Annotated in this window: 8 protein-coding genes and 1 pseudogene; 8 read left to right on the plus strand and 1 reads right to left on the minus strand. The window is 59.3% G+C overall.

The window, feature by feature from the left end; all coding sequences use genetic code 11:
• Positions 1 to 135: 135 nt before the first annotated feature.
• The 8 genes and pseudogenes from KEC55_RS28840 (at position 136) to KEC55_RS28875 (ending at position 11,891) form a co-directional block, all read left to right on the plus strand.
• Positions 136 to 663: a hypothetical protein gene (locus KEC55_RS28840; RefSeq protein WP_282508498.1), complete on the plus strand. Its 528-nt coding sequence runs from the start codon at positions 136 to 138 to the stop codon at positions 661 to 663.
• 215 nt (positions 664 to 878) lie between these two features.
• Positions 879 to 1,094 (plus strand): annotated as a pseudogene (locus KEC55_RS28845) (integrase core domain-containing protein); the annotation flags it as partial.
• A gap of 613 nt (positions 1,095 to 1,707) precedes the next feature.
• Positions 1,708 to 2,229: a hypothetical protein gene (locus KEC55_RS28850; protein WP_282508499.1), complete on the plus strand. Its 522-nt coding sequence runs from the start codon at positions 1,708 to 1,710 to the stop codon at positions 2,227 to 2,229.
• A gap of 3 nt (positions 2,230 to 2,232) precedes the next feature.
• The gene (locus KEC55_RS28855; RefSeq protein ID WP_282508500.1) at positions 2,233 to 3,069 is read left to right on the plus strand and encodes a hypothetical protein; all 837 of its coding nucleotides are present in this window, start codon (positions 2,233 to 2,235) and stop codon (positions 3,067 to 3,069) included.
• Positions 3,070 to 3,140: 71 nt separating this feature from the next.
• Positions 3,141 to 6,830: a calcium-binding protein gene (locus KEC55_RS28860; RefSeq protein WP_282508501.1), complete on the plus strand. Its 3,690-nt coding sequence runs from the start codon at positions 3,141 to 3,143 to the stop codon at positions 6,828 to 6,830.
• Between the two features lie 102 nt (positions 6,831 to 6,932).
• The gene (locus tag KEC55_RS28865) at positions 6,933 to 9,119 is read left to right on the plus strand and encodes a type I secretion system permease/ATPase (protein WP_282508502.1); all 2,187 of its coding nucleotides are present in this window, start codon (positions 6,933 to 6,935) and stop codon (positions 9,117 to 9,119) included.
• A complete protein-coding gene (locus KEC55_RS28870) occupies positions 9,116 to 10,459 on the plus strand; it encodes an HlyD family type I secretion periplasmic adaptor subunit (RefSeq protein WP_282508503.1) in 1,344 nt (447 codons plus the stop codon). Before KEC55_RS28865 ends, KEC55_RS28870 begins: the two co-directional genes overlap by 4 nt.
• Positions 10,460 to 10,502: 43 nt before the next feature.
• Entirely contained in the window at positions 10,503 to 11,891 is a 1,389-nt protein-coding gene (locus KEC55_RS28875) for a TolC family protein (protein ID WP_282508504.1), read from the plus strand.
• A 50-nt stretch (positions 11,892 to 11,941) separates the two neighbouring features.
• On the opposite strand, the gene KEC55_RS28880 is transcribed toward KEC55_RS28875, so the two are convergent.
• On the minus strand, positions 11,942 to 14,386 hold the full coding sequence (locus KEC55_RS28880) for a DUF3772 domain-containing protein (protein ID WP_282508505.1): 2,445 nt from the start codon (positions 14,384 to 14,386) through the stop codon (positions 11,942 to 11,944).
• Positions 14,387 to 14,406: the final 20 nt, after the last annotated feature.

Consider the following 14,406-nt stretch of genomic DNA (forward strand, 5'->3'; position numbering starts at 1 on the left):
TAAGGCAATTTCTTGTCTTCTTTCAATTATTTCTATATCTTCGTGGTATTGAATTGGATCGGTGGGTGGTGTAATTTCAGGATTCGACTTTTTAACGTTTTGGAAAATTGATTGGGTATACATATGAAATGGTGGATGGAATCAAGAAGCCATAGATGCGCTGGCGGGCGCGAAGAGGAAACACGCCGCCGGCCGCTATTGATTGCGAAAGAAGGAGGCAAAGGGCCTCGAAATATTCTTTCCTTCTTGATTGAGTTCTATCGTCGAAGTCCCGCACTAATGGTTTTGCATCTCGCGGGCGCGCTGATCGCGTGGTTTGCACCTGACGACGCGCTGAATCGTTGGCCTGTGCTGAAACCAGTGGTGACCGCTGTCGGAGAAGTATTTCCATTGTTACCTAAGACGATCGAGAAATCTCTGTTCCCGGATGTCACTGCGCTCTATTTCGCGCTGATGTTGGCCGCGATACCTCTCAGAATTTTTGAAGCTTTCCGCCTTTGTTATGCGGAGAGGGATGAGATAGCTGCTGGGTACTTCGACTACTCACGGAAAAGAAAGATTATCGCATTTCTGGTTTCGCTACTTTTTGTATCCGGAAGTGTGTTTCTGCTGATTTTCTATGGTCAATATTTCGATTGGAATTTCATGTCTATCGGAAAATAGAAATTCTGGCTTGGAATTATTGGGCCATTATTTGCTGGCGGATATTTGGTTATTTGTTTTGTTGTAGGGGTTGTTGCGATTATTTCTTTGTTGTGCTGCATGTTTTATAATAAATTGAGGTGAAATATGGCTTGGTATGAGATCGATGAGTGGGATGCGCTGGGTGCGTCTGGAGAAGGGATGATATTGACCTTGCAAAATATTGCCGCCCAATCTTGCGCTGTTCGATGACGGACGGCTACGACTGCTATCAAAATGCGCTGGCCGAGCGGGTCAACGGCATCCTCAAGGGTGAGTTCTTGCCGAAGCGTCCTGCTGACCTCGAGCAGGCCGCCAAGATGGCCGAACAGTCCGTACGCATCTACAACCATGAGCGGCCACACGCCGCCTTGGGATACAAAACGCCCGATGCGGTGCATCGGGCGTTCTAGCGCCTGGATACTGTCAACCTATTCCAGGGCTCGACACTGATGCGGTGATTGACGGCAGGTTTAAGGATGTTTCCGCGTGCGTGGATTCGTCCATAGTGTATCGAGGATAAGTATTCGTACAAGTACGGAATTATTATTAATGTTTCGTATGTGTATGAAAATAAGTGGATTTCTTGTTTTATTTCAATTCTTTCTATATCTTGTTGGCGCGGGGTGGCGCGGTTTTGTGGTGTGACGAAGATTATTTTACATGAAATTTATGTTATTAGTTAGGCATGCATATCAAATTTAATTGAAAATTGTTTTGCAGAAATTTATCCGGATTTGGGGGGGTATGGTGCTGTGATCCGGTGTTGAGCGAGAGGGATGTTGTGATGAGGTTATTTGTTTTGTCGTTGATTTCGTTTCGATGTGGGAGTTGGGTATAAGTGAGAGGCGAGGGTGGAATGAGGATGATTGCGTTTATAGAATTTTATTGGGTATCCATATGGAAGGACGTCGGGGGCCAAGGTGGTGTGCTCGTTCTAAAGGACGAGAGGAGAGCGCGGACAACGGATCGGTGAGGGACGCTGAGCCTGCGAACATCTTTAGCCTGATGATCAGGCTCTATCGCATGAGTCCAGCGCTCCTGGCGTTGCATTTGTGTGGTGTGGTGATCGCTTGGTTTGCGCCGGATGATGCGTTGACGCGCTGGCCGCTCATAAAGATAGCCGTGGCTAGTGTTGGAGGGGTATTTCCTTTGCTACCAGCGGCAGTGGAGGCGTCCAAGTTCCCTGATGTAACAGCGCTGTATTTTTTGCTGATGTTGATTGCGGTGCCGATGAGGCTCTTTGTAGCGATTCGTTTTTGTTATTTGTATCGATCTAGGATCGAGAGTGGATATTCGAAAATTTCTCGTGTGAGAAAAATTTACTCGATTGTTGCTGTTTTGGTGTTTATGTATTTGGGATTTGATTCAATTTTGGTTGATGGATATTTCTTTGAATGGAATTTTGTGGCGATAAGCCGATCGCGCATGTGGCTGGGGTTAATCGGGCCATTTTTTGCGGGTGGGGCGGAGGTTGTCGCTATCGCAGCTGGCGCGGTCGTGATTTTCATTTCATTGCGCCGCGCCTTTACTTGTAAAGAGGAATAGGTCATGGCTAGTTATGAGCTTGACAAATGGGATGTGCTTGGTTCGGCGGGGGAAGGAATCAAAATAGCGCTACAGAAAACTGCTGCGCAGATGGAACTCATTGCGAACAATGCAGTGCGTCTTTCTACAGATGCGGCTATCCGTGCTCAATATGCACAGGCAATGTGGCGGAATCTGGATGAATTGAGTAACGCGGCGATCAGAGCGCTGGATAGTATCGATCGGAGCCGGCTCGATGCTCAGCTTGTTGCGCGCGTTGATGCTATGCGCACGGAGCTTGGGAAAATGGAGTCATTTTCCAAGATTGCGCATGAAGCTGATTCTATCGGCAAATTGGCGTCGGGGTTAGGGCAGCGACTGGGTAGTATTATTTCGGTTGCTCAATTGGTATGGGTCATCAAGGACCCGAACGCGTCGTCCTATGACGTTGGAGGTGCTGCCATTGGGGTAATGGCAGGAATCTTGGGGGGAGCTATAGCAGGAGCAGCCGCAACAGCGGTGTTGCCGGGGGCAACAGTAGTCGCTGGCGTTGCATCTGTTGTGGGTGGGTTCTTTTTTGCTAAAAAAGCAGAATCCGCATGGAAGGAGTATATCGCCCCCAATCTCTTCGATTTGACTGCCGCCGACAGTCCACGTTTCCGTGAGGACGTATCGCGTACCATTGATTTGTTGATGGGAGTGTCGTCGTCCGGCATTACCGTGACTAGCCATCGCACCGATGGGGACTGGAGTATCACGACGTACAGCAATGGCGCCGAGATAAAAATGTCTACCCTGTCGTTGGAAGATTATCGTCCGGGATTCGAGCCAGGATACGTTGCGGTCGGGGGGAGTGGATAGGGTACTCAATCCAGATTACTACGCCCAATGGAAAGGACGGTCATACCATCCAGTACATCGGGCAATCCGGTATGGTCACGAAAATCGACACGAACGGCGATGGCGTATTCGACCGTGTCAAAACAGAAACCCGCATCGGCGACGGCGCCAGCGTAATCCGCGAAGACACGAACGGCGATGGCGTTGCCGATCACAATTTCGTCGTGAACGGAGGCCAGCGCTACGATCTGTCCAACGTCCGCGATGCCGCCTTTGCCGACAGCCTGATGTCGCGTTATCGCACGACAGGGCTGCTGAGCGGAACGAGTTTCCTTGACCTGAGCCAGATCATTTCCCGAACGCTTACCTACGGTGGCCGGAACGATTACGGATTCACGATGCCGCCCGGCTGGTACAACCCGATCGGTGCATTCTACGAAGCCAAAAGCGCTGCATTCGACAAAGCCGCTTCCATCGCCGACAAGACGCCCGTCCTGCTCGACGCGAACCGGTGGGGAGTGGGCGTGGATGCGCTGCAGTCGCGCGACGCGAACCGCGATGGCAAGTTGTCCGGCGCGGAACTGAACGGACTGCAAGTCTGGATCGATGCGAACGAGGACGGTATTGGCGATGCCGGCGAATTCAGGTCGCTGGCGCAAGCCGGGATCACCGAGATTCGGTCGGTCGACTATGACGTCATCACACGCGGTAACAGCCGCTACGCATCGGCACCGGCTGCTGCGCCGTGGAAACCCTTGGAAGTATCGCAGCCCGGCCGAATGTATCTGGCCCCGGCCGTTCCGCTTTCGAACTATCGATGGCTGCGCGACAACGAGAAAGTCTATTGGATCAATAACAATGACTTTATTTTTTTCGGCCCCAATCAGATCAAGGTCAGTCCTTCTAATCGAAGCTACCTCCTCGGTACCGACGGGGACGACACCTTCGATGCGAATTACTACGGGGCTTACGGCCACTGGATCGACAGCAAACTGCTCGTCAATTTTCTCGCAGGCGACGGCAACGACATGATGGGTGGCAGCAGCCGCAACGACAATCTGTGGGGCGGCACCGGTAACGACACACTGTTCGGCTATGACGGTGACGACAGGCTGTACGGCGAGGAAGGCGACGATGAACTCAATGGTGGCGCAGGCAACGACGTGCTCGACGGCGGTATCGGCAACGACAAGCTCTTCGGCCAGGTCGGTAACGACATCATAAACGGTGGCGACGGCGACGACATCATGATGGGTTTCACCGCATCGAACGACAGCAAACAAACACTGGCGTGGGGCGAAACGGATGACGACATCATGTACGGCGGCGCAGGCAACGACCGGATGTGGGGCGGCGTCGGTAACGACTACATGGATGGTGGCGACGGCGCGGACTTCGTGAGTGGCGGGGACGGAAACGATACGGTCTTCGGTGGCGCCGGGAACGACGAATTGCACGGCGATGCAGGCAACGACCGGCTTGTTGGTGACGCCGGTAACGATCGCATCTTCGGCGAAGCCGGCGACGATGTGCTCTGGGGCGGTGATGGCGATGATGTGCTGGTCGGCTTCACTGCCAGTAACGATGTCAAGCAAACGTTGTCGTGGGGTGAATCCGACGACGATACGCTGTATGGCGGCAACGGCAACGATGCGCTGTACGGAGGTCTTGGCAACGACTACCTCGATGGCGGCAACGACAACGATTTCCTCGACGGGGGCGATGGCGACGACCGTCTCTTTGGCGGTGCGGGCGACGACGAACTGAATGGCGGCAACGGGAACGACGCGCTTTCCGGTGAAACCGGTAACGACAAGATTTTCGGGGGTGCGGGTAACGACACCATCTGGGGTGGTGACGGCAACGACATTCTTGTCGGCTTTACGGCCAGCAATGACGCGAAGCAGTCGCTGGCTGCGTGGGAAACCGATGACGATACGATCTACGGCGGAGCCGGAAACGATCTGATCCTGGGCGGTCTCGGCAACGATCTGCTCTACGGCGACGTCGGTGACGATGAAATTCAGGGCGGAGACGGCCATGACCGGCTTTATGGCGGCGATGGCAACGATCGACTGTTCGGTCAAGTCGGGAACGACATTCTGTATGGTGGTGCAGGCGACGACTTGCTGGTGGGCTTCACCGGTGACAACGAAGCGAAGAGGACGCTGGGCCCCGGCGAGACTGACGATGATTTTCTCTATGGTGGAGAAGGCAACGATACGCTGCTCGGCGGTTTGGGCGACGACTATCTCGACGGCGGTGCCGGTGCGGATCACATGGAAGGTGGCCAGGGTAACGACACCTATATCGTGAACAGCGTCAACGACGTGATTCTCGAATACGCAAACGAGGGTTACGACACGGTAATCAGCAGCGCAAATTACATTCTCAACGCCAATCTTGAAGAGTTGCGGCTCGTCGAAGGATTCAACATCAATGGCACGGGAAACGCGCTCGACAACCGGATCATCGGCAACAGCGCGGACAACATCCTCGATGGCGTTACCGGTGCCGACACGATGATTGGCGGAAAGGGCAACGATACCTACTACGTCGACAATGTCGGCGACCGCGTTGTCGAGCTCGCAGGTGAGGGCATCGACACGGTGCAGAGCAAGATCAGCTATACGTTGGGCGAACACGTCGAGAACCTGAACCTGCTGGATTTCGGCAAGCCGGAAAAAGGGCTCGTCGATGGCGTGGCTGTTTACGTGTACGGGTATCCGAAAGCCAACGAGCTCGATTACATGCAGGGCGATGCGGTTCCAAAGTTCCAGGGGACGTGCGCGCTGACGTCGATCGCGAATCTGCTCACCCAGACCGGAACACCGACTACCGAGGCAGACGTCGTCAGGCGTGCGATCGACAACCAATGGGCTGTTACCAGCCCGGCTGCAACGGACTACCAGCGAGGCGGATCGAATTACGTTCAGCAACAGGCACTACTCACGAGTTTCGGCATTACGAACAATCTGCTTGCTGGATATGACGCGCAAGCGGTTGCGAATCTTATCCGCAGCGGCCGCGGCGTGATCCTCGCTCTGAACTCGGGCCGGTTGTGGGGAGACAGCGCTTATCTCGACGGCGGCGGCGTGAATCACGTGGTGACCGTGACGGGGGCTGTCTATGGAGAGGCCAATGGCGATCTCATAGGCTTCTATATCGCCGATTCGGGTCGCCGGCGCGTCAGTGACATGACGCGCTACATCAGTCTTCAGGAATTCCGGTCGGCTGCCAATGTACCGAACGCGTACGCGATCTACACGGCTGAAGCACTGAAGCTGTGGAACGAAGACATCGACGGCACGGGTAATGCACTCGACAACACGATCGTCGGCAACCGAGGCAATAATGTTCTCGATGGCGGTGCCGGCAATGACATCCTGGTTGGCGGCCTGGGCAACGACACGTATCGATTCGGTCGCGGGTCCGGGCGCGACACGATCAGGGACGACGACGAGACGCTCGGCAACAGCGATGTGATCAGTATCGGAGCTGGCGTATCTGCCGATCAATTGTGGTTCCGTCATGTCGGCAACGATCTCGAAATCAGCATCCTCGGCACCAGCGACACCGCCACGGTCCGGGACTGGTACCTGGGTTCCCGGTATCAGATCGAGCAGATTCGCGTAGAGGACGGCCGCACACTGGTCAATACCGATGTCGAGAAGCTGGTACAGGCCATGGCCGTCTGGTCTCCGCCGGCTGCCGGGGCCGTGACGCTTTCCCCGGAACGCCAGGCCGCGCTTGCGCCGACGCTGGCGACGAGCTGGCGCTAATCCCGTTCCTGGAGCTCACTCCGTCCGGTCGCGTATCACGTCGGACCGGACGGCCTGCTGCCCGGCCGTATCGCATTTCCTTCCTTGCGTCGTTTTCCCTTCATGGACACCTTCATTCTCCGGCCTCCTGCGTCGTCTTCGACGCGGGATGTCGACACCGGTCTCGCCATCGTTCTGACGATGGCGAGCCTGCACGGTATCGCCGCCGACGAAGCTGCGTTGCGGCATGAATTCGGCTTCGACCGCTTTGATACTCAAATGATCCTGCGGGGTGCGCGTTCGCTCGGCATGACGGCCCGGGTCGTGCAACAGAAACCCGAACGGCTGGATCGAGCGCCGTTGCCTGCGGTCGCGCAGGCAAAAAGCGACGGTCGCTATTTCGTGGTCGGACAGTATCAGGCCGGGGAAGGTACGCGCGCGCCTCGGGTGCTTGTCCAGTTTCCGGGTGAGGCGCCGACCGTGCTGACGCGAGAGCGTTTGCTGGAGTCCTGGACCGGCGAGCTCATCTATTTCACAAGCAAGAGCAGCATCGCCGGTACGCTGGCGCGCTTCGATTTCAGCTGGTTCATTCCGGCAATCGTCACGTACCGGAAGCTGCTCGGCGAAGTTCTTGCGATTTCCCTGGTCTTGCAATTGATAGCTCTCGCTACGCCGCTGTTCTTCCAGGTGGTGATGGACAAGGTACTGGTCAACCACGCGATGAAGACGTTGAACGTGATCGCCGTGGGGCTGGTTTGCGCGACGCTGTTCGAAGCCGCGCTTTCGGGGATACGAGCGTGGGTCTTCGCGCATACCAGCAGCAAGATCGACGTCGAACTCGGCGCGCGGCTCTTCCGTCATCTGCTGGCGTTGCCGCTGGCCTGGTTTCAGGCGCGCCGCGTCGGCGACTCTGTCGCCCGCATTCGCGAGCTGGAGAACATTCGCGCGTTCCTCACCGGCAATGCCGTCACGCTGGTAATGGATCTCGCGTTCTCGTTTGTCTTCCTCGGCGTGATGCTCTGGTACAGCGCATGGCTTACGTTGATTGTCGTTGTTTCAATTCCGCTGTACGTGCTTTTGTCAGTCGCGTTTACGCCGATCATTCGGCGACGTCTGAACGATAAGTTCAACAAGGGGGCCGAGAACCAATCGTTCCTTGTGGAGACCATCAGCGGGATCGACACGGTCAAGGCAATGGCACTCGAACCACGCTGGACGGATCGATGGGACCGTCAACTGGCTGCATATGTGCATGCTGGCCTGTCGGCGACTAACGTTGCCACAATTGCAGGCGGTGGCGTGACGTTGGTCAGCAAGCTGGTGACGGCGGCGATCATGTGGTTGGGTGCGACGCTGGTGATCGACGGCAAATTGACCGTAGGCGAACTCATCGCGTTCAACATGCTGGCCGGGCAGGTGTCCAGCCCGATACTGCGCCTCGCGCAGCTATGGAACGACTTTCAACAGGTGGGGATTTCGGTGGGGCGTCTCGGGGACATCCTGAACACCGCACCCGAAACAGCCGCCAGAAAGACGCGCGTACCGCGTCTCGACGGTGCCATTGAATTCGACCAGGTATCGTTTCGCTACCGGCCGGATGCGAGCGATGTCATCCGGCAGGTCTCCATCGGGATCGCAGCGGGGGAAGTCATTGGCATCGTGGGCCGCTCCGGGTCGGGCAAAAGCACGCTGACCAAGCTGGCGCAACGGCTATACGTGCCGGATCGCGGGCGAGTGCTGATAGACGGGCAGGATATTGCCGTGATCGATACGGCAAGTCTCCGGCAGCAGATTGGCGTTGTTCTGCAGGAAAATACGCTGTTCAACCGTTCAATACGGGACAACATCGCGTTGGCCCGACCGACTGCGTCGATCGACTCGGTGATCGATGCAGCAAAGCTTGCCGGTGCGCACGAATTCATCTGCGAGCTTCCGGAAGGCTACGACACGCTCGTCGGCGAGCATGGCACCGGGCTCTCGGGCGGACAGCGGCAGCGCATCGCCATTGCTCGGGCATTGATGACCGATCCACGCATCCTGATATTCGACGAGGCGACCAGCGCGCTCGACTACGAATCCGAGGCCGTCATACAGGCCAACATGCGCGACATCTGCGCACGGCGCACGGTGCTGATCATTGCACATCGGCTCTCGGCAGTGCGCGACGCCAATCGGATTCTCGTGATGGATCGCGGACAGGTAGTGGAAAGCGGTACGCACGACACGCTGCTGCGCAAGCAGGATGGCATCTACGCACGCTTGTACTCACTGCAACAGGGCGGTCGCGGCGCAGCGGAGGCACGAACATGAGCGTGCGACAGCAGGCTGGGGCCTGGCGCGAATTGTTCAGGCGTTATCGCGATGTCTGGCGTCACTGCTGGACGCGCCGCCGCCGGATGACGCTGCCGGCATTCAATGCTAACGAGGCCGAATTCCTGCCGGCTGCGCTGTCTGTCCAGGCGGCACCTGTCTCGCCGACGGGAAGGTGGACCGCACGCATGCTCATCCTGCTCGTGACGACAACAATCGTCTGGTCGTATTTCGGGAAAATCGACATTGTCGTCGACGGTGGAGGCAAGATCATTCCATCCTCCCGAACCAAGACACTGGCGGCGGTCGAGGTCGCCAGCGTACGGGCGCTGCATGTGCGCGACGGACAGGTCGTGAAGGCCGGTGATGCGCTGATCGATCTCGACACGCGCGTGATCGATGCCGAACGTCAACGGGCGGACGGAGACCGGCTGAATGCGGTACTGCAAGCCGAGCGTGCACGGGCGTTGATCGATGCGATCGACACGGGGCGACAACCTCGACTGGCTGATGTGGAGGGCGTGTCGCCCGAGCGCCGGCGCGAGGTCGAGCGGCACCTGCTGGATCAATGGCGCGATTTTGTTGCACGACGAGATCGTCTCGACAGCGAAATTCACCGGTACAGTCAGGCCGCTCCGCTTGCGGCGCGTCGTGCGGACGATTACGCCAAGTTGATGAAGACACGTGATGTTGCGGAGCACGCGTGGATCGAGGCTGAGCAGCAACGCATCGATGCGGCGGGGCAGCTTGCGGATGCTCGTCACCAACGCGCGGCTCTGGTGGCCGAGACGCGCAGGAACACACAGGATGCACTGAACGATGCGCAGCGTATCTCGGACGCGTCCGCGGGAGACGTGCGGCGGGCGGAGGCGCACGGGGAGCTGCTGCGCCTGGTCGCCCCGATCGACGGTACCGTCCAGCAGCTTGCCGTCCATACCATCGGGACAGCGGTACCAGCCGCACAGCCGCTGATGCAGATTGTGCCGCGAGAGGGCGCGGTGGAAATGGAAGCGTTCGTTGACAACCGGGATATCGGCTTCGTCAAGGAAGGGCAGGCGGCAAGTGTGAAGATCGATGCATTCGAATACACGAAGTACGGCACTTTGTCGGCGACCGTGAGTCATGTCTCGCGCGATGCAATCGAAGACGACAAGAAGGGGCTCGTTTACTCGGTAAGAGTCGTGCTTGATCGCCCGGTGCTCGTGGTTGACGGCCGGGATATCGCGCTGTCGCCAGGTATGTCAGGCAGTGCCGAGATCAGAACCGGGACACGGCGGGTGATCGAGTATGTGCTTTCACCCTTGCTGCAGCATGCGCGGGAGAGTTTGCGTGAGCGCTAGGAACTTGAATGAGGCCGGGTTGCGTCGGTGGATCTGCAGCCTGATGTTCATCTCGATTGCATGCAACGCTGAAACGCGTGGTATTCCGGATGGCTTGGTCGATCCGCTGCTGTCTCGTCCGTCCGTACTGGATGTCGGGCCGCGATTGCCGGGTGACGACATGCCGGTTGCGTGCCCTTCGTCGTTCGATCTGACGAAGCCGCTGACGGTCGGTGATGCGATTGACATCGCACTTTGCCTGAATCCGCGAATTCGGGGCACATGGGCATCGATCAGGATCCAGGCGGCCGTGCTGGGCGAAGCCAGAGCCGCATGGCTTCCGACCGTCAACGGGTCGATCAGCCAACTGACGACCTATAACCGATATCCGGACGCACCATCGATGAATACACGAGGCGCCGGCAGGACGTCGAATGCAAGCCTGAACTGGCGGCTGCTCGATTTTGGCGGGCGGACTGCGAACCGTGCCGCGGCGCAACAGCTGCTGACAGCCGCATTGGCTGGCCACGATGCAGCGATGCAAAGGGTGGTTGTCGATGTCATAGGAAGCTATTTCGATGTCCAGAATGCACAAGCGGCGTTTGCGGCGCGTACCAAATCCGCTGTATTGGCAGAATCGACATTGAGAGCATCGCGTCAGCGGCTGGCCCGGGGTGTTGCGTCCCGAGCGGATGCACTGCAGGCTGAGACAGCATTGGCCAAGGCGACGCTGGCTGCACGACGAGCCGGTGGAGACGTGGCTCGCGCACGTGCGGAACTGGTCTTTGCGACAGGACTGCCTGTGGGCACGCGGATCGAGGTCGAGGAGGCGGTCGTGCCGGTTGCAATGGATGCGGAGCGCCAGCTAAGCGACTGGCTTCGCGCAGCGGAAGGTTCTCACCCGGAGATCCTGGCAGCGCGAGCCAAATGGAAGGCTGCGGAAGCGAAAGTGACGACCGCAAGGTCCGACGGCATGCCGACTCTGGATCTGAGTGGAACATTGTCGCGGAACGGCTACCCGAATCAGGGATTGCAGTCCGTGCGGGCGACGCAGACAAGCATCGGCCTGACTCTGACGATTCCGTTCTTTGAGGGCTTTTCTCGCACGTACCGGATACGCGGAGCGCAGGCCCACGCCGAGCAGGCGCAGGCACAGCTTCTCGATACGCAGCAGCAGATTCTGCGGGATGTCCTGAAGGCCCATGCCGATGCGGAGACGACCGCTAGCAACCTGGACGCGTCCGCACGCTTGCTGGCTGCCGCGAAAGCAGCACTGACATCGGCACGCAATCGTTATGCTTTGGGCGCAGGGGATATTCTGGAACTGCTGTCGGCACAAGCGGCGCTTTCCGATGCCCGCCAGGAACGAGTGCGAACGCTGGCCGAGTGGGAAGCGGCGCGGCTTCGCCTGTTTGCCAGCGCAGGCCTCATGGGGCGATGGGCGCTACGGTAGCGCGGGAGGCGACCGTAGCGATGGCCACAGTGCGCGACCGGTCGCCGCGCTCACTGCTCCGCCGCCGGCATGTTCTGCACGACCAGCATCTGCGGGCTCGACAGCGTGATCCCTGCCGCGCGCAACTGCTTCAGGATCTCGAACAGCAGATCGCTCTTCGTCGAACTCGCGATCCGCGGGCTCGACACGTAGCCCGTCACGCTCAGCGTGATCCCGTCCGGCGTGAGCTGGCTGAACGTCACCGACGGCGCCGGCTTCTCGAGGATCGCCTGATGCTCGCGATACGCGTCGAGCAGCAGGTCGCGCACCTGCTCGGGATCGGTGTTCAGCGGGAATGTCAGCACCAGCGTCGCGACGCCCTGCGTGCTGTTGCCCATCGTCACGTTGCGCACGTTCTGCGAGATCAGCTGCGAGTTCGGCACGATCACGGTCGAGCGGTCGCTGAGCTGGATCTCGGTCGCGCGGACGTTGATGCGGCGGATGTCGCCTTCGACACCCGCGATGCTGACCATGTCGCCAACCTTCACCGGACGCTCGGTTAGCAGGATCAGCCCCGACACGAAGTTCTTCACGATCTCCTGCAGGCCGAAGCCGATACCCACCGACAACGCGCTGACGATCCACGCGAGGTTGTTCCAGCGGACGCCGAGCAGCCCGAGCGTCATCAGCACGAGCAGCACGTAGCCGACGTTGGTGAACAGCGTGATCAGCGATACGCGCATCCCCGTATCCATGCCGAGCGCAGGCATGAACTCGCTGTCGAGCCAGCGTCGCAGCGAGCGCAACAGGTAGAAGCCGATCGCGAACCCGATCACGGCGTTCAGGATCCGGTCGGGCATGATGTTCAGGCTCTGCAGCCGCTGGCTGCCGATCATCGCGAGAGCGCTGTCGAGCAGGTCGCCCGGCGTCGTGCCGAAACCACCCGTCAGCAGCGCGATGGCCGCGATCAGCATCAGCAGGCTCGTGCCGAAACCGGACAGGACCGTGCGCGCCTGGTCGAGGTGGCGGTCTTCGAGCGCGAACAGGTGCTTGATCTGCTGGCCCGTCGACAGGCTCGACGAGAACAGGCTTTCGCTCGCGTCGCGCGTCAACTGGATCAGGATGTAGGTCGCGCACAGCACGATCTCGAACCACACGAGCTCGTACGTAATGAAGCGCGCGACCGTGATGTAACCGATCAGGAGTGCGATCAGCGATGCGACGATCGCCAGCGTGACGCCGGCATGGATCAACCCCGCGAGCGTCGAGCGCTGCTCGGGCGCTTCGCCTGCCGCCGCGAGCGCGCTGCGCGCCCGGTTCGCGCGCAACAGCGACGCGCCGACCGTCAGCGCGACGACGAGCGACACGATGCCGCGACCGAACAGCGTGACCGACAGGCTGGTGTCGACGATCCGGTTGATCGATTCAAGCGTGCCGGACACCAGCAGCAGCCCGGCCAGGACGGCGGGGAACGGCTTCATCGCCAGCGCGACGGGGTCGGCGAGCGCGGGCAGGCGCCACGAAGGATGCCTGGTGCAGAGCAGTGCGCGGCCGAGCCCGGCGATCAGTGCGCACGTTGCGGCGAGCTTCGCGAACTGGTCCCACAGATCGGTCAGCGATGGCGTGAGCTCGTAGTGGCGCGCGACGGCGAGGTAGAGGATCTGAATCGCAATGGCGGTGGCGAGGAAGGTCGACAGCACAGTCGACAGCGCCAGCGCGCTGCGGCGCAGGCGGGTGTGCGGCAGCCGGTTCAGCGCGATCCAAGCGAGCCCGCGTTCGATCAGCCGGCGGCCGCCAAGCCACGCCGCGAACGCGGCGATCAGCAGCACCGTCGTGATCGCGCGCTGCCCGGGCACCCACGACGAACGCAACATGTCGAACAGCTCGTCGTTGAAATCCTCGAGTCGCTGGCGGTCGTCCGGCGACAGGTGGAACAGCGGCAGCCAGAACTGCGCGCTGAAGATGCTGCCCGAACGGAACGCGAGCTGGTTCTTCAGCAAGCCGCGATGGAGCTTCGCGAACTGCTCGGTCAGGTTCGTGAGGCTGGTTTTCTGGTCGGCGGCCTGCTTCAGCGCCGCATCGATCTGCGTCTTGCGCGCGTCGAGCGTGGCCCGTTGTTTCGCGACGGCCGCCGTTTCCGGCGCGGCGCCCTCGGCAGGCGGTGGGCCGAGCACGTCGAGTTGCGCCTGGATCTGCGCGCGTTGCGGCGTGAGGTCGCTTTGCAGTTTCGCGACGTCGCTGCTCAGTTCCTGCGCCGAGTCGTCGAGCGCATCGAGTTCCTTGCTGTTGGTCGACGTCGAGGTCTGCTGCTTGATACGGTCGAGCTCGACCTGCATCTGCTTGAGCTGCGCGACGGCGTCGTTCAGCGAGATGGCCGGCACGGGCGCGCCGACGCCGCTTGCGCCCGGGGCGGAAGCGGGCGTCGGAAACGCCGACGCGGTTGCGATCGCCGCGAACTGCAGCAACACGATCAGCGCGACCCGGCGGGCGTACGTGGATAGTCGTTGTATGAACATGGAATGCTTACGATTTGCCG

Origin of the sequence: Burkholderia cepacia (assembly GCF_029962485.1) — a bacterium.
Lineage (GTDB): Bacteria > Pseudomonadota > Gammaproteobacteria > Burkholderiales > Burkholderiaceae > Burkholderia.

Excerpts from the sequence above, each read along its gene's own strand:
- KEC55_RS28840 (WP_282508498.1), top strand. The coding sequence starts at position 136 with ATGGAATCAAGAAGCCATAGATGCGCTGGCGGGCGCGAAGAGGAAACA.
- KEC55_RS28850 (WP_282508499.1), top strand. The coding sequence starts at position 1,708 with ATGAGTCCAGCGCTCCTGGCGTTGCATTTGTGTGGTGTGGTGATCGCT.
- KEC55_RS28855 (WP_282508500.1), top strand. The coding sequence starts at position 2,233 with ATGGCTAGTTATGAGCTTGACAAATGGGATGTGCTTGGTTCGGCGGGG.
- KEC55_RS28860 (WP_282508501.1), top strand. The coding sequence starts at position 3,141 with ATGGTCACGAAAATCGACACGAACGGCGATGGCGTATTCGACCGTGTC.
- KEC55_RS28865 (WP_282508502.1), top strand. The coding sequence starts at position 6,933 with ATGGACACCTTCATTCTCCGGCCTCCTGCGTCGTCTTCGACGCGGGAT.
- KEC55_RS28870 (WP_282508503.1), top strand. The coding sequence starts at position 9,116 with ATGAGCGTGCGACAGCAGGCTGGGGCCTGGCGCGAATTGTTCAGGCGT.
- KEC55_RS28875 (WP_282508504.1), top strand. The coding sequence starts at position 10,503 with ATGTTCATCTCGATTGCATGCAACGCTGAAACGCGTGGTATTCCGGAT.
- KEC55_RS28880 (WP_282508505.1), bottom strand. The coding sequence starts at position 14,386 with ATGTTCATACAACGACTATCCACGTACGCCCGCCGGGTCGCGCTGATC.